The organism is Metabacillus bambusae (assembly GCF_017497975.1).
GTDB classification, from domain to species: Bacteria; Bacillota; Bacilli; order Bacillales; family Bacillaceae; genus Metabacillus; species Metabacillus bambusae.
On record NZ_JAGDEL010000017.1, the window covers coordinates 65,329 to 84,861 of the forward strand.

Sequence of the window (19,533 nt, forward strand, 5' to 3'; positions counted from 1 at the left end):
CAACGGTCAATTCATTTTTAGGAACGGGGGAGAAAAATATCAATTTAAACGTTTTTTCAACGAAAAAATCCTTCTTTCGACAAAGAAAGAAGGATTTGTAAGCATACTAAAATCGGTTTTCATCCCTCTGTCCTAGTCCTTTTTGGATCAAGGCAGAATTTCATTTCAATCAGTTGTGTTTAGACTCTACCATTACTATTAACTAAAGTAGAATGCTTCATGAATTTATTATTCCCACTTCAATGAGGTGTAGTTCTAATAGATACTACCCAAGTGAAAGTATATCAGAAAGTAATCCTTATTACCAACGGTGAAAACCGAATACCTGTTATTTCAATTCAATATCTGCAGAGTAAATCTTTTCAATCCTTTTATCACACGTTTCAATTAACAAAGCACCATCATCATCGATACCAATTGCTTTTCCTTCCACAGTACCTTTGAGAGTCCTGGCTATCAATATTTTATTTAAACTAATTGCGTAGCTTTCCCAAAGGAGTTTAATTGGTTTAAATCCTTTAGATAGAAATAAGGAATATAGACTTTCAAACCTTAACAAAATCGTCTGAATAAGTTGTGCTCTTTCCCAAGATGTTCCCGTTTCAATAAGAATGGATGTTGCAATGGTTTGTAAGTCTTCGGGAAAATCCTCAGTTTTCTGATTAACATTAATACCTGTACCAATAATGACCGAATGTACTTGATCTGCCTCAGCCTGTAATTCTGTTAATATCCCGACAACTTTTTTTCCGTTAATCATAATATCATTTGGCCATTTTATATCAGGCTTGAGTGGTGTAAGCTCCTCTATAGCTTGTACAATGGCAACAGCAGTAAGAAGTGTGAGCTGCGGTGTTGTGTTAACAGGAATATTAGGTCGAATAATCATACTCATCCAAATTCCTGTACCACTTGGTGAATACCATGCTCTAGACATTCTCCCTCTCCCATTAGTTTGTTGGTCTGCCACGACAATTGTTCCTTCTTGTACACCATCATTTGCTAAACTTTGTGCTATTTTCTGTGTAGAGGTAACCGTCTCTTCAAAATGAATAGTCCGACCCATCATCTTTGTTTTTAATCCTAAGTGAATCTCATTACTGCTAATTTTATCGGGCTTTTTCTTTATACGGTATCCTAATCTTCGAACAGCTTCAAGTTCATATCCTTCTTTTCTTAGCTCTTCAATATGTTTCCATACGGCTGTTCTGGAGCAACCAATCGTTTCACTAATTTTTTGACCTGATAAAAATTCCCCATCTGCTGTAGAGAAGGCTTTTAATAGTTTTGTTCGAAGTCCAGTTTGCATCTCATTAGCCACTCCTTTATAGCAGACTTATTATTTTCAAGTTTTTTCGAAATAATTTCTTTCTCAACCTCTTTAATAGCTTTTGAAACCCAAGGACCTGGTTGTTTATTTACAAATTGAATAAGGTCATGTCCTGTAATTACGAGCTGTTCTCTGTGTTGAATAGGTAATTCAAGGATAGAATTCTTTATCCTCTTTACATTGGCATCTAAGTTCAATGGATCTGTCATTACCGAACGAATCCTTTCAACTGAAACAGCTCTATCATCCCCAGCTTCATATAATAAAAAGTTAGACCAAGATTGCTTGTTTACGACTGTTAAATATTCTATATTTTTATCGACAGCCTTAATGAGCTTTACTGGTAATTTCCACTTTCTTAAGAATGATTGAACAGACTGCGGGTCTATACAATATGTAAATATCGTCCAAAGTTCTTCACTTGTTTTCAGATATTCTAATCTATATGTACTAAGCTTCTTCAATTCATCTTGTTTCATTTCTAGACCAGGTAAATAATTATTCATTCCTGTTTCTAATATGATTTCAAGGGCGCTTCTTTGGTTTATCCCTTTAAGTAGCTTCTCAATCTCAATGGTTTTTCGTTCTACTGAAATGACATCTAACAGATGTACATGATCTTTAATAGATAATCTAGTCTCAGGACAAAGTGTAAAATCCAATTGACTAACAAATCGAACAGCACGGAGCATTCGTAAAGCATCTTCGGTGAATCTTTCAGATGAAGAACCAACAGTTTGAATAAGCTTTTCACTTAAATGAGATTTCCCATTAAAATAATCTAGAATAATCCCATCTATATCCATTGCCATCGCATTTATTGTAAAGTCCCTTCTTTTTAAATCCTCTTTTAAGGATGTAATATATGAAACCTCTTTAGGGCGACGGAAATCTACATATTCTGATTCAGTTCGATAGGTTGTCACTTCATATGGCGTGTTTTTGTGCAGCACGATAATTGTTCCATGCTCTGCTCCAACATCAATCGTATGATCAAACAATTTTTGTACATCTTTTGGCTTTGCTGAGGTAGCAATATCGACATCTCCTATTCTTCGATTCAAGAGGTGATCACGAACTGCGCCTCCAACATAATAGGCTTCATAGCCTGCAAGATGTAACTTTTCTAAAATAGGTTTTGCATTATCAAATGGGGTCTCCATTTTTCTACTCCTTGTCATACTCAAGTCGAAATTGACGAATTAAGCTTGGAAAAACTGAAATCAAGCTTACTTTGTTCTGGCCACCATAGTATTTCCTTCATTTTGATGGGTATGTAATTACATCTATCAAGTTGTAATTAGGTCATAGTAGATTGACTCATATTGGGACACGATTTTATCAGAATGAAAAGAATTTCTTGCGATATATATAGCTTGATCTGACATTTTTTTATGTAATTCATCATCTGATAATACATGGATAGCACGGAATGCGACTGTTTCAATATCGCCAATATCACATATATATCCTGTTTCGCCTTCAGTAATAACTTCAGGAATTCCACCAGTATTTGTTCCTATACATGGGACTCCACATGCCATTGCCTCTAATAATACTAAGCCAAAGCTCTCTTTCTCTGAGAGTAAAAGCATAAGATCACTTAATGAATATAATTCCTCTAAATTATCCTGTTTCCCTAGAAAAAGTACTTTGTCGGTTAGACCTAATTCACGAACAAGCTTGCTCACAAATGTCATTTCTGGTCCATCTCCAACAAGTAATAGTTTGGCATTAATCTTGCGTTGGATTAAATGAAAAGAATAAACGACATCCTGCACACGTTTTACTTTTCGGAAATTAGATACATGAATAATGACTTTTTCATCATCACCGATTCCGTATTCTCTTTTAAGATGTGTGGCATCTTTTTTCCGATACACTCGATCATCAATAAAATTATAAATCGTCTCGATTGTTTTTTTAGGTTGTATTAACTCATTGGTTTGACTAACTAAAGCATCTGATACAGCGGTTACTTTATCTGATGCTTCAATTCCAAAGCGGATTAAATCTGAAAGTGATTGATCATAACCTAAGACCGTAATATCCGTACCATGTAGTGTAGTAACAATTTTAAGGTCATCATCAACCATTTGCTTAGCTAAATAAGCACAGATTGCATGTGGAATTGCGTAGTGAACATGTAATAAGTCCAATTTCTCCCTTTTAGCAACTTCAGCCATTTTACTTGCTAATGCTAAATCATATGGTGGATATTTAAAGACTGAATATTGATTCACTTCAACTTCATGAAAGGTTATATTACAATATACTTTATTTAAACGAAAAGGCAGACTTGAAGTAATAAAGTGGATTTCATGTCCACGTTCTGCAAGTAGCTTTCCGAGCTCAGTTGCAACAACTCCAGATCCTCCTACAGAAGGATAGCAGGTTATGCCAATTTTTAATTTTTTACTCATTGTCTTTCACCTAAAAGATCTTCTGAAAGTAGAATCGGATTTTTCGTTTTAAATCCTTCAGCGTACATGACCCCAACCTCTTTCCCATACAGCCTTTCTCTGCTCTCAACAGATTCAATGTACCCGTTTGTTAGTGGAGTTTCCGTTGAACCCATTGTCTTTTCGAACTGGCTTTCATATGCTCGTAGGCTTGTTATTTTCTTTTCGATCGTATTTGAAATATCGATAACAAAATCAGGCTTATGAAACCCGTTAATCATATAATAATAAATGGATTGTACACGGTGTGATGGTTGGTCAAGTGTATCCTTATATTTACGAATTCCTGCGGAGAAAACAGCTTCCTCTACCAGTCTCGCACAATGTCCATGATCTGGATGGCGATCTTCAAAATAGGGTACAAAAACAATTTTTGGCTGATGTTCTCTAATAACGGTTACTATAGATTGAATTGCTGATTCTGTTAGATAAAGTCCACGATCTGGCAATGTTAATTGAATTCTCTTTGTCACACCTAAAATTTCCCCTGCTCGCTTTGCTTCTTCTTGACGGACAGAAACAGTACCATTTGAGGAAAGTTCTGCTTTCGTTAAATCACAAATTCCAATTTTAAAGCCTTTATTTGCATATTTTGCAATCGATCCACCCATCCCAATTTCTACATCATCAGGATGAGCACCTATTGCAAGAATATCTAGTAATATACTCATTTTCCTCTCCTTAGCTAAAGAAGGATACTCTGAAAGAGCTTCGCTAACCTTTTAAAAAACCATTCTGTAACTTTGGTTTTATTAAATGGATAGCATACTCCTTCCTCTCCATTATCTTTGTATTGGAATTGTACAAATATTCTATTTTCACAAAAATGTAAATTGCTCAAAAAACATCAATTGTCTTTAGAATGGATAACCTCTCTCCACTCTAAATCACCACGTTCTAGTCCACGGATCAAGATCTCGGCTGTCCCCATATTTGTTGCTAGTGGAATTGAATAAACATCACATAAACGAATAAGTGCTGTAATGTCAGGCTCATGAGGTTGTGCGGTTAATGGATCTCTAAAGAAAATAACAATATCCATTTGATTTTTTGCAATAAGTGCACCAATTTCTTGATCTCCTCCAAGTGGTCCTGATTGAAAACGGTGGATCGATAAACCACTAGCTTCTTGAATTCTTAACCCTGTTGTCCCTGTGGCGAATAGTTCATGATCTTTGAAGATTGGTTTGTATGCCAATACAAACTGTACAAGATCCGTTTTCTTTTTATCATGAGCAATTAATGCTATTTTCATTTTATTTTCCCCTTTATTCAATAATGTTTTCTAATCCATACACTAATAAATCTACTTTCATCACATTTTCAACAGCAAGTTTAACTCCTGACATAAACGATGCGCGATTATATGAATCATGACGAATTTTTAATGTTTGTCCATCGCCACCAAACATGACTTCTTGATGAGCGATTAATCCAGGTAAGCGTACACTATGCAGACGAATCCCCTTATAATTTGCACCTCGTGCTCCAGTAAGTATTTCCTTTTCTTGTGGATGACCTTGTTGCTTCTCTTCTCTAACTGCTGCGATCATTTCTGCCGTTTTTAAGCCTGTACCAGACGGAGCATCTAATTTTTGATCATGATGTTGTTCAATTATTTCAACGTCTTGAAGATACTTTGCTGCCATCTGAGAGAATTTCATCATTAAGATCGCTCCTATTGCAAAATTCGGTGCAATAATAGCTCCAATACCTTTCTCAGTTGTTAGATCTTGAAGCTCTGTTAAATCCTCCTCAGAAAACCCTGTTGTACCTACAACAGGTCTAACCCCATTTAATAAAGCTTTTTTTGTATGTATCTTACCAATCTCTGGTGTAGTCAAATCTATTAATACATCTGGATTCGTTTCAAAAAAGCATTTATCAATATCTGTATAGATAGGCACATCTACATCAAATCCATCGAGATCCTTTAGGCTTTTTCCTTCATGTTTATGATCTACAACTGCAACTAATGAAAAGTGTGTTGTTTCCTCAACTAGCTTTACTGCTTCACTGCCCATTCTACCACGAGCACCTGCGATGACAATTTTAATCTCTTTCATTTTCCAAACTCCTTTATTATAGTGTCTAGTTTCTGCGATTTTTTTGCCCTAGGCTGAACAAGGCGTATACGTATTACTATTCTATTTTAGTCCAGCGGTCTTTGTCCCGTGTTTTAAATTTATTCATAACAAGATCGTGTGCTTTTTCCAAATCTATATTTAATGAATTAGCAAGACATATAAGAACAAATAGAACATCACCCAGTTCTTCTTCTATTTCCTTTTCCTTTTCAGAAGCCTTTTTCGGCTTTTCTCCATAATAGTGATTGATTTCTCTCGCTAGCTCGCCAACTTCTTCTGAAATCCGAGCCATCATTGCTAATGGTGAGAAATATCCTTCTTTAAACCCGCTTATATATTGGTCAACATCATTTTGAAGGTCTTGCATCGTTTTTTGCTCCATTTGCTTCACCTCATTTACTTATCAATATAATGTTAGCTAATACCATTAAGTTTTACAATTATTTCGTCATCATTTTTTCAAAATTTGCACCTTGACATTCTATCAACTATAATATTTTGGCATGGTTGCATTTTTGGAGGTGTCTAATGTTTGGTGATATTCGTTTAAAAAACATATTTTTTATCTTAATTGGGTCAGCCATATTTGGATTTGGACTTGTGCATTTTAATATGCAAAATAATTTGGCAGAGGGTGGGTTCACTGGTATTACACTCATGCTCTACTTCCTGTTTAAGTTTGATCCATCAATATCCAACTTATTATTAAATATACCATTGTTTTTTATCGGTTGGCGTGTTCTAGGAAGAACTTCATTTTTATACACAATGATTGGTACGATTAGTTTATCGGTCTATTTATGGATCTTTCAACGTTATCAAATTAATATGCCTTTAAATGATGATTTAACGCTTGCAGCTCTTTTCGCTGGAGTTTCACTTGGTATCGGGTTAGGAATTATTTTTCGTTATGGTGGAACAACCGGAGGAGTCGATATTATCGCTAGATTATCTCATCGTTATTTAGGGTGGAGTATGGGAAAAACAATGTTTCTATTTGATCTATGTGTCATTACATTGTCTTTAATTACTTACCTCTCCTATAAAGAGGCAATGTATACTCTTGTCGCTGTTTTTGTAGGAGCACGAGTTATCGACTTTATGCAAGAAGGAGCCTATGCAGCAAAAGGTGCTACTATTATTTCAAGCCAATCTGAAGAAATTTCAAAAAGAATAATGAAAGAAATGGATCGAGGAGTAACTGTATTAAAAGGACAGGGGTCATTTACAAAACAGAATCGAGATGTTTTGTATTGTGTAGTAGGAAAAAATGAAATTGTTAGATTGAAAAGTGTTATTACATCGGTTGATCCTCATGCATTCGTTGCTGTTAGTGATGTCCACGATGTTTTAGGAGAGGGATTTACGTTAGATGAAAATAAAAAACCTATACAACGGTAGATCGGGTACAAATTACTAGATTAATACAGCTAAGAGAGGTTAGAATTCTAACCTCTTTTTTCTATTGGTTATTATTTTCCCTTTTCGCTTGTTTTTCCTTTTCTCCTCGGTACTTTCTCCAACCAGAGTATGATAATGATAATAAAATCACACTCCCAGTTGAAATTATGACCCATAGTAATGATGGATCTGCCTCATCCTCTTTCACTCTCTCGAAAAGTGCTTTTAATTCCTCTTCCATGATAGCTAATTGCTTAACACGACTCGTTTCAGGAATCTCTTGGAACAAGCGATCCTCTACTACAGAAATATGGGCATCCATCTTTTTAACACGTTGACTATCAAAATCAACTTGTATACTAGGGTAAATCACTTCATATAAAGCTAAGAATTGATTCCAATCATGTTGGAAGGATTGAATGTCCCCTTCTTCAACATCACTTTTCATTTGAGAGAATGTTTCCATAATTGATGATTCCATCGAACCCCATAATGGTTGATGCTCAGATACCATTGCATCTACAACTAAGCGGAACTTTGTTAAGGAACGCACTTTTTCATCTGTACTTACCTTTTCATCTTGTATGATATCTTTTGCATTTTTGTGAGTACTAGTAATAGTTCTAAAATGATCTAGTGATATATACTCTCTATCAATTGGTATTTCTTCAAATTTAACAGCAAAATATTCAAGTAATTGGGCAGACTCGCTAAAACGTTCTTGCTTCGCTAGTTGTAATGCTGAATCAGAAATCTGATTTAACGATTCCCAGTCATAAGTTTCTTCTGCGAGTGCTGGTTTTATGTGAATCAGCACCATTCCAATAATGAGTGCGACTATCCATTTCTTCATCCTTGTCCCCCCTAGAACTTCTACTAAGAATCGTATGTAGAAATGGACAAGGTTAGACCAAATTATTTCAAGCTAAAAAAGTTTTTTATTTTGGTAGGGTTAATTGGTAAGACCGTTTATTTAGTACTAAAACATAACCAATTAAAAGTGAAATGATACTTAGCCAAAAAGTAAAGTAACCAATATGATTACTATAATCCATTAACATGCTATATCGCGGCATCATCCCAAAAACATAGTCAATTACATCATTATGTAAAGTCCAAACAGCAGCAACTAATAAATGCCAAATTTTAAAGCGATAATACGGTGCATAAAGTAAGCCTTGTATAGCCATTCCAAAATGAGATGCAATTAACATGTACCCCTCCCAAGGTAAACTTCCATCAATCAACAATACTAAAATGTTCATTATGACGGCCCAAATCCCATACTTGAATAGCGTAACAATTGCTAAAGCTTCTATTAGAGGAAAATTTTTACGAATTAAAAACCCAAGTAAAACAATCAAAAAAAATAAACTTGCAGTGGGACTATCAGGAACAAATAAATAAAAGTGTGCTGGAGTTTCAGACAATTGATATCTGTACCAATAGTAACCGTAAAAGGTTCCGAAAAAGTTAATTAAAAACATGGCGATTAAAATAGGCTTCTGACCTAAAACATATTGAAATATTTTCATTTTCCCACTCACCAGACTCTTTGTTATTTATTAGAAATGCACTTGTACCTTTATCAACCTCGGGTAATTAAGACAATTGTGAAAAAGAGGAATCTTTACCTCAATTGTTAAGGGGTATATGACATAGAAAAAAGAAAAAATGGATTTTGTTTTTCCAAAGATAAACTAGATGACGGTTCTGACACTAATACAAATAATTTATACTTTCTTATATTGCTTTGATTTTCTCCATAGTCCTGATGGCGAATGTCTTTTTTACTTAGATATAAATTCTAATCGTGCAAAAAAAGCTGACAATAGTCAGCTTTTATTTTGCCGTAACACCAGAGATAAATTCTGATAATACTTTTAATTGTTCATCTGTGCCTTTGAATACGCCAGCAGGCATAGCACCTTGACCATTTTTAGCAATATCCGCAATTTTGTCAGGTTCTAATCCATTATCAACTAGAGCCTTACCTGCAGCTCCACCTTCAAGATTGTCACCATGACAAGATATACAGCCTTGCTCCTGATAGATTGCATAACCTTCAGATTCTTTATCAATATCTGCTTCTGCTTTAATCTTACCTTGTTCAGCTGCAGCTTCCCAGTCATGAGTTGCAACAGATTCCCAAGTTAAGTAAAACGTACCCGCTACACCTAGAATCATCATTCCTACTGCAATAGGACGCTTTGCCGGACGACGATGTGGACCACGGTCTAAAAATGGAGCTAACATTAAAGCACCGAAAGCTAGACCTGGAATAACAATTGCTCCTATAACCGTATAAGGACCAGATGCATAAGAATATTTCAACAATTGGTATAAGAATAAGAAGTACCAGTCTGGTAATGGAATGTAACCAGCATCAGTAGGGTCAGCCACACGCTCAAGCGGCGATGGATGTGCTACTGTTAAACATAAAAAACCAATTAAGAAAACAGCACCTACTAGCCACTCCTTTAAAAGGAAGTTTGGCCAGAACGCTTCTGTTTTTCCAGGATATTCTGAATAGTCCTTCGGAATATTCGGCTTTCTCTCTGCAGGAATACGAGAGTCACCTACAAATTTCATACCTTTTCCGCGATGCATGATTTCCCCTCCTTACTAAGGTGGTTTCCGATAAAAAGTTAATTTTATCGGTTTTAAATTTCTATTTACTCATTCGATCCTATAGTGGACCAGAAATACCTTGCTTACGTATCATGATAAAGTGAGCTGCCATTAAACCGAAAAGTGCAGCTGGTAAGAAGAAAACATGGATAGCAAAGAAACGTGTAAGTGTTTGCGCACCAACGATTTCTGGATGACCAGATAATAATGTTTTAACTGTTGGTCCAATTAGTGGTACTGATTCAGCAATTTGCAATGTAACCTTTGTTGCAAATAACGCTTTCATATCCCATGGTAATAAATAACCTGTTAAACCAAGACCTAGCATAATAAAGAAAATAAGTACGCCAACAACCCAGTTTAATTCACGAGGTTTTTTATATGAACCTTGGAAAAATACACGTAATGTATGTAGGAACATCATAACTATTACAAGACTAGCTCCCCAGTGGTGCATACCACGGACAATTTGACCAAAAGCTACTTCGTTTTGCAAATAGAAAACTGATTCCCAAGCATTTTTAATATCTGGTACATAATACATTGTTAAGAACATACCAGAAAGAATTTGAATAACTGTTACAAAGAATGTCAATCCGCCGAAGCAATATACAAAGGCAGAAAAATGGTGTGCAGGGTTTACGTGTTCAGGAACTTCATGGTCAGCAATATCTCGCCACATCGGCGTAATATCTAAACGTTCGTCAACCCAATCATAAATTTTGTTAAGCAATAGATTACGCCTCCCCTCGTGGTTTTGCTTTACCTAAGAATAAGTAGCCGTCCTTAACTGCGTGCACATAAACATCAAGTGGCGCAATTGGCGGTGTTCCTTTAACGTTTGTTCCATCTTTTTCATATCGGCCATAGTGACACGGACAGAAAAATTGGTTCGGATTGGCTGGGTCGTTATTCCAACCGACAGTACAGCCTAAGTGCTTACAGATTGGTGATAAAGCAGTAATTTTGTCACCGCTTTTAAAAACCCAAGCTGATCTTGTTTCTTCTGATTCATACCAAGCATCTTTTTGTTTGATTTTAAAGTCAAAGCGTTGAGGTTCTTCCGTTATTTCGTCAACCTTTACAACTTGTACTAACTCTGTTTCTTCTGCTGGTCGGAGCACAGGGTCAAGTGCGAAGCGAACCATAGGCATAAGCATACCTGCAGCCATGAAACCGCCTACACCGGTAAGCGTGTAGTTTAAGAATTGACGTCTAGAAACTCGATGTTTTTTCTCGCTCATCATTTTCCCCCCTCTATCTTAAGCTAAGTCCGTTTAGGACATACGGAAATGACATATAAAACTAGGACATACTCATGATATATCAATCTTTCCACGAGGTCAATAAAATCCTGATTTGTATTCTTGGAAATAAAAAGGTTTTTTTCAATTATTCCAAGATTGTAATAAAATGTTCAAAATTTGTTCGACTTGATCCATTAAAAGCTTTCTCATCAAACTATCATCCATATGCTCAAACGGTACTGATGGTAACCAAATAAGATGATCCTTTAGCTGTTCGCATTTACTGTTTTTTAAAGTTTCATCACTTGTAAGAAAAAGAACATGCTTAAATTCCTGTTGTATTTCATTTTTCCATTCTATTACATTTTCAATCACTTTCTCAGAACTCTTTAAATATGAAAATGAAGGAAATAAGAATACTCTTCCTTTTAATTGTCTCTCAAGTTCATCTGAAACATACGTAATAAACTCACCTTTTGACACTGTACCTTTAAAATCTGTCTTTAAAGAAACAGGGATTAACGGAATTATCGCAGTATCTACATACTCTTTTGATTGGTTAATTACATCTACATCACTTGCAACCCACTTCAATTTATTCCACTCCTAACCGATTATTTTACGACTAGATCTATTATAAAGCTTGTCTTACAAATTGTTAAATATGAAGCATATAAAGAGACTATGATAGTCTTTGAAAATTGGAAAAGTTCTTAAAAAGAAGGCTTTGTTAAAGCTCACTGTTGATTTTGGAACTTTTGTTGATTGATCAGATATGTGAGACTCCTGTGGGAGTGCGTATCCAAAGGGAGACCCCACAGGTGAAAAGCACCGAAGAGGCTCCCGGACCGCCCGCGGGAAGCGAACGCATGCAGCGGAAATCAACAACCAAGTTTAACAGACATTCATACCAAATTATTAGCACATATATGAATGAATTAAAAAGTTATCTACAGTTATTTCAGGGGAGAGCCAAAAAGAAAAAAAGAAGCCACACCTAGTGCATAGGTTGTTAGCTTCTTTAATAGTCTCTAGAATAATGAAAATTTTTAATACTTTCAAAAAGTGTTACTCTTTATAGCAGCTTAAGATATGTAGGCCGCTCTTACTTATTTAACCTTGATGATTTTTCAAGTTTATCAATTGCTGTGTAAGTCTTTGAAATCCCTCTTTGTCTTGAAGATCAAGAGCTTCATCAATTAATTGTAACAGTTTTTCCTTTTGAAAGGTTTGAAGGGAATGATCTAGAACTTTTTCAGCAACTTCACGATCTTTCTCATTTCCATGTAAGTGTTCGGGCATAAATGGATTTGATTCTAATACAGCGGCGTACTGTGGTGATTGATAAACAGATCTAAAATTAAGTTGAATAAAAAGTTCTTCATCTTTATTTAAACGTATATCATGGAATGATTTTTCTGCATCTGTTGTCATTACGTTTTCTTTATAAAAGCGAAAAGGAACTTCTTCAACACAATGCGTTGACATGATTATCCCCCTAGGACAATACTGTGCTTGCTCAACAAAATGAACTTTTTCCATTAAGGTATCATGACTCATTAAATAATTTAAAATCCACACACATTCTCTTCTTTTCAGCTGATAATGGTTTAAAAACCACCTGACAAAATCTTTCTTTTCGTGGACAGATACAGGGGCCACCATACAATTCCCTCCTCTGCAGTTCAATTAATTCATACTATGTTAATTCCACAAAAACAAAATAAAATCCTTCTTATTCCCCTTAAATCTCATCTTCTAATTGTAGCAATATCTCACCAATTTCGACATTTGAAGGGTCTTGCATTAATATTTCCCCAAATATTTTCTTAGCTTCTTGCTTACGACCTTCTTCCAATAAAAAGTAACCATATTCATGAAGAAATTCTCGTTGATCCTTGAAAGAATTATATGCAAGTTGATAATGATTTAATGCCTGTGTATACTCTTCTTTTTGATGATAAGCTCGTGCTAAGTTCCATTCAAACTGAGGATCCTCTTCTCCATATCTTTTACTTTCAGATATTAAATCAATTACATCATCATATCTCTCTTCTTGAAGAAATATATGAGTTAATGTAATAGCTGCCTCAATATGACCTGGATCTATGGCAAGTGTTTCACGCAATAAATTTTCAGCATCATGCATATGGCCAGATTTAATGGCAATCTTACCACCATATAAGTACAGTTCTTTATTATACTCATCAACCTTAATTCCCTCTTGAACTGTTTCAAGACTTTCTGGTAAAAGACCTTCGTGCTCATACGCCCTTGCCAAGTACAAATAAAGGGAAGAAAAATGCGGATCTACTTCTTTTAGCCTAGTAAATTGTTGAATGGCTGTTTTATAAAATCCTCCTTGAAAAGCAGTAAAACCATATCCAAATAACGTGTTAAGTTCCTCTTGTTCGATTACTGCTTGTTTATAATAATCAAGAGATTCCTCAAACTCACCTGTAGCGCTTAAACACTCAGCTAACCTTTGTTCAATTGAAACACCTGAAATAGACTTTTGATCTTTTACGATTGCTTTATAAAAAGGTATTGCATGCTTATATTGGCCTTGGTGAAAATAAAATTCACCTAGTGCGAAATCAATTACAGGCTCTTCAGGTAATAATTGCTTTGCTTCTTGCAATTTTTGTTCACTGACCTCAGCTAAACCTTGCATTTGATATAAATCAGCTAAAAGGAGAAGCGCTTGCGGATATGCCTCATGGTCAGATGTAATTGTATTTAATAAATTGATTGCTTCTTCCTCTTTCTCCAAATCTAAGAAGAGTTCGGCTAAAAATAATGTTACTTGTGTTTCCTCAGGATACAGAAAATGAAGTTCTTCAACAATTCCATGTGCTTGATCAATGATACCCCATTGATAATATAGATCAGCTAAATGGAGTTTTTCTTCATCATGAAGTGTTGGAAGGATATTAGCTAATAAATTTAATCCTTCTTCTGTTTCACCTTTATTTACAAGATTTATTGCTTCGTTTAGTACTTGATTAAACATAGTAATTCCTTTCTTTATAAACAATTGGTTAAATTATTAGGCTGTTTTCGCAAGCTTTGTTGCTATTTACCAAGTAATGCGGTTTGGTTGATTGCAGCGAGAGATACTCGCTTTCCGTGGGGAGGGCGGTGAGCCTCCTTGGCGTAAACGCCTGCATGAGTCTCACCTGTCTCGCTGCTCCCACAGGAGTCTCGCAATCCGCTCCAATCAACCTGAAATAGTTTTTGTGTTAGTAGCAACAATCTTTTAGAAAAGAGCCAATTATTAATACGACATACATATTAAATAACTTAAAGGTTTATTTAAAACTAGATGTTTGATGTCTTTGAGGTTTTCCCCTATTTCGTATTGTTATTTACATATCTTTATCATACATCAAAATGAAGCTGATTGTGGTATGAAACGACTTGAAATTGTGATAAAACATTCCTCGCCAATTCCTGGATGAAATGAGATTTCTCCGTTTACATTAATTAATCTTCCTTGGTGTGCAGTAATGTTCGGAAGGTCTTCTTCATAATTGATAATAGGCTTACCATCGGTATGATACCTTATTTCGTTTAGTTTGTACAAATTATAATTTACTTGTCCACCTACACGAATATCTCCTTTTTCAGGATAAATACCTATTCTCATTAAAACATCTTTTGTTAATGGTACTCCTTCTTTTAATGGAATTGGAATGGAAGATAATCGATGTTCTTTCATTATTCCCCTCCATACTTGAAGGAGCTTTTGCTTTTTATTATTAGCAGTGCTTTCATCTCGTAAAAATGGAATAAGAGTGATTGGATTTGAAAACATTGCGTCTCTTATCCATCCCCAGGATTTTGAGGTGAGCTTATCAGTATCATCAATTTCCACAAAAACTACAGAAATATTTTCTTGTTTACATCTTCTTAAAATTGAAGGGCTCAAAGCTTTAAATGGCATCTTAATACTAATATAATAATCAATCGGAGAATTAATCATTAAGTGTCTTTTTTGTTTTATTTTTGCACTTAGTTGTTGTTCATAATCTATATTTACAACCGTTAGAAGTGTTGTACATCCTCTTTTTAAATATTTTTCAATGATAGTTTGTTTGAATTCTTGGAAATGAAGTAACGTATGAAGAGAAAAATCAAGCATGACATATCCTGGGGTTAATAAATAAGAACTCATATCCATTTTCATAAAACGAATATTTTCCATCGTGTGACGCATAAATTCAATTTTATTTTTATCAATTAATATTGATGTTTTCTCTAGCCCATCAGACTTTAATAGATTTGCCCTGTCAATGATATAACTCATGATACACTCCCCACCTTTCATCCTCTATAAGACAAGCTATGTGGGGATCTGATAAATTATGCTCATTGTTTTCACTCCACAGTACAGAATTTTATAAATTCCTAAAGACAAAAAAAGAGATAGCTTTATCATTAATTGAATCAAAACCAAGCTTGGTTTTGATTTACTAATCAATAATAGAAAGCTTATCTCAATAGTTTTTTTGAGTAGGAAAGAAAGTAAAATATTATTTAGATAATAATGACAAATGGTCAAAAAAGTTTGGATAAGATACATCAATTGCTTTAGCATCTTCTAAGTTAATTGGCTCTTCGGTAATACATGAAGCAATAGCAAGCATCATCCCAATTCGATGATCTCCATGACTAGATACAGTTGCATTTCCTAGCAATTTCGATTTACCTGTAATAACCATACCGTCGTCAGTCGCCTTAATGTTTGCTCCTATTTTTGTTAATTCACCGACTACCGTATCGATTCGGTTCGTTTCCTTCACTTTAAGCTCACTTGCATCTTTAATGATTGTGTCACCTTCAGCCTGAGTTGCCAATAATGCTATAACTGGAATTTCATCAATTAGTTTAGGAATTAAGTCACCACTAATGGTTGTTCCTTTTAAAGATGACGTTTTAATTAAAATATCAGCAATTGGCTCAAAAGTCTGGTCTTCATGTGGGATTATTTCAATTGAAGCACCCATCATTTTTAACACATCGAGAATTCCTGTTCTTGTCGGGTTAATGCCGACATTTCTTAAGAGTATTTCACTATTAGGGACAATAGCTCCTGCAACAAGGAAAAAGGCTGCAGATGAGATGTCACCTGGTACAAAGATATTTGTTGCTTTAAGGCTTTGCCCACCTATAACTGAAGCTGATCTCTCGTCCTCTTTAACTTTAACGCCAAACGCTCTTAACATTCGTTCAGTATGATCTCGCGATTTATGTGGTTCAGTTACCGTTGTTTCTTCTTGATTTGTCCGTAATCCTGCTAATAGTATTGCTGATTTTACCTGAGCACTAGCAACTGGTGATTCATAGTTTATCCCATGTAGGTTGTTACCACGAATTGCTAAAGGAGTATATTGTCCATTTTCTCGTCCATCAATTGTTGCACCCATCAGCTTTAATGGATTAGTTACACGAGACATAGGTCTTTTTGCAATTGACTCATCACCAATAATACATGAATGGAAGTCGGTTCCAGCTAAAATACCCATCATTAATCTGGTTGTCGTACCTGAATTACCTACATCTAGGATCTCTGAAGGCTCTTTTAAACCACCTAAGCCTTTTCCTTCGACAGTAACAAGCCCTTCTTGAATATCGATTGCTACACCCATTTTTCGAAAACAGGAAACTGTACTTAAACAATCAGCACCCATTAAAAAATTTAAAATTTCCGTTTTACCATCTGCTAAAGCCCCAAACATTACAGCTCGATGGGAGATTGATTTATCCCCTGGTACTTCAACAGAACCGGCTAAGCTGCTTACCTTAGATAACTTTTTAAAATCTGCCATTAAATCCACCTCTATTAAATACATATGAATTCTTTTTTAGTTGATATCCACTTGTTATATGATAAATGTATCATAATTTGAATATTTGCCAATACAATCTATTGCTAATTCACGATCACGTTCAGTTTGAAAGCTTAATCTTAATACTCCATAAATCTCTTCTCGCGTTTCAATAATTCGAATATTAGTTAAACTTATTTCTTCCTTCGCTAAATAACCAGTTATCTCAGAGATAATACCTGGGTAATCAGGAACATCCACAAATAAGTCATAGAATGATGGGATTGCCCCTTTTTGTTTTTCAGGCAAACCATCTCGATATTGTTTCGCATGCTCAAAATACGTATATAATTGATCAGCTTGTTCATTTGCTACAAAGCTTTTAACTCGTTCCATCTCAGAAATCCATTCTTCAAACAGATTTAACAATGGACCTTTGTTGTGTAGTAAAATATCTCTCCACATTGCAGGGTTGCTAGAGGCAATTCGAGTTATATCTCGAAAGCCGCCAGCTGCGAGTCTTTTAACAAGAGGAAATTGTTCTTCATAGCTTTCTGCTTGATACACCAAGCTTGCAGCAACTATATGAGGAAAATGACTTATTACCCCTGTCACCTTATCATGTTCCTCAGGAGACATCTCTATGAAATTAGCTTTCGTTCCTTCTAGGACCTCTGTTAGAACTGAAAGATCATGTGGGGTTACATATTCTGAAGGGGTTAATATGTAAAAAGCATTCTCAAATAAATGAGGCTTTGCGGCTAAAATCCCCGACTTATGTGAGCCAGCCATCGGATGGCCTCCGATGAATTTAATTCTACCATTTAGATATTTAGTTGCACATTCTACTATTTTCACTTTTGTACTACCAACATCTGTAATAATTACACCCTGTTTCAACTCCACAGCTTGAAGCTGTTCTATGATGTTTATTGTTTGCTGAACAGGTGTGGAAATAAAAATAATATCAACAGAGGCTAGATTCGGAAAAAGAGTTGGAGAGATTTCATCAATAGCACCAATCTTTTTTGCTAGCATCACTTGATCTTCATTTATATCAAATCCAATGATATGTATTGAAGGATCTTTTTGTTTAATTGATAAAGCAATAGAGCCCCCTATTAAGCCGAGTCCTATTAAATAAATGTTTTTCACCATCTAAATCACCTTTTTTGCCTATCATTCTTAGAGGCTATTCATAGATAAAGTAAGGGTTATACTAAATGAAATTATAAAAAAAGAACATTATATGATTGTATATTCAATACGTTTAATAGTTGTTGCATATAAGATAAAGTATTCTAAAATTTAGTCCTCTCTTCTATTTGAAAAGAGGACTAAAACTTTAATCTATTATGTTTATTCAAGAACGAATTCTTTTAATATCTCAATTATTTCTGCATTTTGTTGTTCTGTCCCAACTGTAATACGTAAATGAGTTGGAAAACCTAATGCATTTCCAGAACGAACGATATACCCTTTTTTAAGTAAAGCATTAAAAACTTCATCTGAATCTCTCTTAAAATCGATTAAGATAAAATTTCCTTCTGATGGGTAAAAGTCTAATTTTAGATCTTCACAGAATTGGTAGAATTGTTGCAGACCTTGTTTATTTTTATCGCTGCATTCAGAAACAAATGCTGGATCTTCTAATGCAGCAATTGCCGCAGCCTGTGCTACACGACTCGTATTGAATGGTTCCCTTGCAGGCTCAATTTTTCGAATTAAGTCAGCATTTGCAATCCCATAGCCAACACGCAAAGCAGCAAGTCCGTATGCCTTTGAAAAAGTTCTAAGGATCATTAGATTCGGATAATCATTTAAAAGTGGGACCGTTTGCGGGTAATCTTCTGCCACCACATATTCATAATAGGCTTCATCAACTACAACAAGAACATGTTTAGGTACTTTACTTAAAAAATCTAATAGTTCTTGTTTTTTAACATATGTACCAGTAGGATTATTTGGTGTGCATACCCACAGCACTGTAGTGTTTTCATCAATCTGAGTGAGCATTGCATCAAGGTCATGGTCACCATCAACAAGTGGAACTTCTCGAATCCCTGCTCCTTCAATCACAGCATTATGTTTGTATTGAGGAAATGTTGGAGTAGCCATCACCGTATTTTTTTGTGGGCTTAAAAGTGCACGACAAATAATTTGTACGACTTCGTCAGACCCATTTCCAAACAATAATTCATCTTCATTTACACCTACATGCTTAGCTACCTGTGTACGAAGAAGAGCACTATATCCATCTGGATATATAGCTAACTGATCAAGCTCATCTAGTATTGCTTGTTTTGCTTTTTCTGAGCAACCATAAGGATTTTCATTTGATGCAAGTTTGACTACTTTTGTTAAGTTAAACTCTTTTTTCACTTCTTCAATCGGTTTTCCTGGTTGATATGGTTTTAAACTTAGTAACTGCTCTTTTATTTGCAAAGCATAACACCTCTCCTACTATAAGTGAAACTTAATCAGAGGGAACTTCCCTCTGACAATGTTGTATTCTATCTTAAAGTGTTCATTTAATTTATGCAA

General features: G+C 35.1%; 20 protein-coding genes. 1 reads left to right on the forward strand and 19 read right to left on the reverse strand.

Annotated features, from left to right (window positions below; translation table 11 throughout):
- Window positions 1-328: 328 nt before the first annotated feature.
- The 7 genes from I7822_RS19625 to I7822_RS19655 form a co-directional block, all read right to left on the reverse strand.
- Window positions 329-1,309, reverse strand: coding sequence for a biotin--[acetyl-CoA-carboxylase] ligase (locus tag I7822_RS19625; RefSeq protein WP_207980776.1), 981 nt, complete (start codon window positions 1,307-1,309; stop codon window positions 329-331).
- The gene (locus I7822_RS19630) at window positions 1,279-2,493 is read right to left on the reverse strand and encodes a CCA tRNA nucleotidyltransferase (RefSeq protein ID WP_207980777.1); all 1,215 of its coding nucleotides are present in this window, start codon (window positions 2,491-2,493) and stop codon (window positions 1,279-1,281) included. The genes I7822_RS19625 and I7822_RS19630 overlap by 31 nt, the downstream gene beginning before the upstream one ends.
- A 126-nt stretch (window positions 2,494-2,619) precedes the next feature.
- Window positions 2,620-3,753, reverse strand: coding sequence for an N-acetyl-alpha-D-glucosaminyl L-malate synthase BshA (bshA, locus tag I7822_RS19635; protein WP_207980778.1), 1,134 nt, complete (start codon window positions 3,751-3,753; stop codon window positions 2,620-2,622).
- Complete coding sequence (gene bshB1 / locus I7822_RS19640) at window positions 3,750-4,463, reverse strand: bacillithiol biosynthesis deacetylase BshB1 (protein ID WP_207980779.1); 714 nt, start codon at window positions 4,461-4,463, stop codon at window positions 3,750-3,752. The genes bshA and bshB1 overlap by 4 nt, the downstream gene beginning before the upstream one ends.
- Window positions 4,464-4,639: 176 nt before the next feature.
- Window positions 4,640-5,047 (reverse strand): methylglyoxal synthase, encoded by a 408-nt coding sequence (mgsA, locus tag I7822_RS19645; protein WP_207980780.1) that lies wholly within the window; start codon window positions 5,045-5,047, stop codon window positions 4,640-4,642.
- A gap of 13 nt (window positions 5,048-5,060) precedes the next feature.
- Window positions 5,061-5,858 carry a 4-hydroxy-tetrahydrodipicolinate reductase gene (gene dapB / locus I7822_RS19650; protein WP_207980781.1) on the reverse strand — a complete coding sequence of 266 codons (798 nt, stop codon included), beginning with the start codon at window positions 5,856-5,858 and terminating at the stop codon, window positions 5,061-5,063.
- Window positions 5,859-5,934: 76 nt separating this feature from the next.
- A complete protein-coding gene (locus tag I7822_RS19655; protein WP_207980782.1) occupies window positions 5,935-6,261 on the reverse strand; it encodes a nucleotide pyrophosphohydrolase in 327 nt (108 codons plus the stop codon).
- Window positions 6,262-6,407: 146 nt separating this feature from the next.
- Between I7822_RS19655 and I7822_RS19660 the strand changes: the two genes are divergently transcribed.
- Window positions 6,408-7,280 carry a YitT family protein gene (locus tag I7822_RS19660; protein WP_207980783.1) on the forward strand — a complete coding sequence of 291 codons (873 nt, stop codon included), beginning with the start codon at window positions 6,408-6,410 and terminating at the stop codon, window positions 7,278-7,280.
- A gap of 61 nt (window positions 7,281-7,341) precedes the next feature.
- Here I7822_RS19660 and ypjB read toward each other — a convergent pair whose 3' ends face one another.
- The 12 genes from ypjB to hisC all read right to left on the reverse strand — a co-directional run bounded on the left by ypjB (window position 7,342) and on the right by hisC (window position 19,434).
- Window positions 7,342-8,133, reverse strand: a complete 792-nt coding sequence (ypjB, locus tag I7822_RS19665; RefSeq protein WP_207980784.1) for a sporulation protein YpjB — start codon at window positions 8,131-8,133, stop codon at window positions 7,342-7,344.
- 85 nt (window positions 8,134-8,218) lie between these two features.
- Window positions 8,219-8,815: a lipoprotein heptaprenylglyceryl N-acetyltransferase LhaT gene (lhaT, locus tag I7822_RS19670; protein WP_207980785.1), complete on the reverse strand. Its 597-nt coding sequence runs from the start codon at window positions 8,813-8,815 to the stop codon at window positions 8,219-8,221.
- A 307-nt stretch (window positions 8,816-9,122) separates the two neighbouring features.
- Window positions 9,123-9,890, reverse strand: coding sequence for a menaquinol-cytochrome c reductase cytochrome b/c subunit (locus I7822_RS19675; RefSeq protein WP_066331899.1), 768 nt, complete (start codon window positions 9,888-9,890; stop codon window positions 9,123-9,125).
- 79 nt (window positions 9,891-9,969) lie between these two features.
- On the reverse strand, window positions 9,970-10,644 hold the full coding sequence (gene qcrB, locus I7822_RS19680) for a menaquinol-cytochrome c reductase cytochrome b subunit (RefSeq protein ID WP_066331901.1): 675 nt from the start codon (window positions 10,642-10,644) through the stop codon (window positions 9,970-9,972).
- Window positions 10,645-10,648: 4 nt separating this feature from the next.
- Window positions 10,649-11,155, reverse strand: coding sequence for a Rieske (2Fe-2S) protein (locus tag I7822_RS19685; RefSeq protein WP_207980786.1), 507 nt, complete (start codon window positions 11,153-11,155; stop codon window positions 10,649-10,651).
- Between the two features lie 144 nt (window positions 11,156-11,299).
- On the reverse strand, window positions 11,300-11,752 hold the full coding sequence (locus I7822_RS19690; RefSeq protein ID WP_207980787.1) for a YpiF family protein: 453 nt from the start codon (window positions 11,750-11,752) through the stop codon (window positions 11,300-11,302).
- Between the two features lie 519 nt (window positions 11,753-12,271).
- Window positions 12,272-12,823 (reverse strand): ReoY family proteolytic degradation factor, encoded by a 552-nt coding sequence (locus tag I7822_RS19695; RefSeq protein WP_207980788.1) that lies wholly within the window; start codon window positions 12,821-12,823, stop codon window positions 12,272-12,274.
- Window positions 12,824-12,902: 79 nt separating this feature from the next.
- Window positions 12,903-14,171 carry a tetratricopeptide repeat protein gene (locus I7822_RS19700; protein WP_207980789.1) on the reverse strand — a complete coding sequence of 423 codons (1,269 nt, stop codon included), beginning with the start codon at window positions 14,169-14,171 and terminating at the stop codon, window positions 12,903-12,905.
- A gap of 375 nt (window positions 14,172-14,546) precedes the next feature.
- Window positions 14,547-15,467: a hypothetical protein gene (locus I7822_RS19705; RefSeq protein WP_207980790.1), complete on the reverse strand. Its 921-nt coding sequence runs from the start codon at window positions 15,465-15,467 to the stop codon at window positions 14,547-14,549.
- A 226-nt stretch (window positions 15,468-15,693) separates the two neighbouring features.
- The gene (gene aroA, locus I7822_RS19710) at window positions 15,694-16,989 is read right to left on the reverse strand and encodes a 3-phosphoshikimate 1-carboxyvinyltransferase (protein ID WP_207980791.1); all 1,296 of its coding nucleotides are present in this window, start codon (window positions 16,987-16,989) and stop codon (window positions 15,694-15,696) included.
- A 54-nt stretch (window positions 16,990-17,043) separates the two neighbouring features.
- On the reverse strand, window positions 17,044-18,147 hold the full coding sequence (locus I7822_RS19715; RefSeq protein ID WP_207980792.1) for a prephenate dehydrogenase: 1,104 nt from the start codon (window positions 18,145-18,147) through the stop codon (window positions 17,044-17,046).
- Window positions 18,148-18,348: 201 nt separating this feature from the next.
- Window positions 18,349-19,434, reverse strand: coding sequence for a histidinol-phosphate transaminase (hisC, locus tag I7822_RS19720; RefSeq protein ID WP_207980793.1), 1,086 nt, complete (start codon window positions 19,432-19,434; stop codon window positions 18,349-18,351).
- Window positions 19,435-19,533 lie beyond the last annotated feature (99 nt).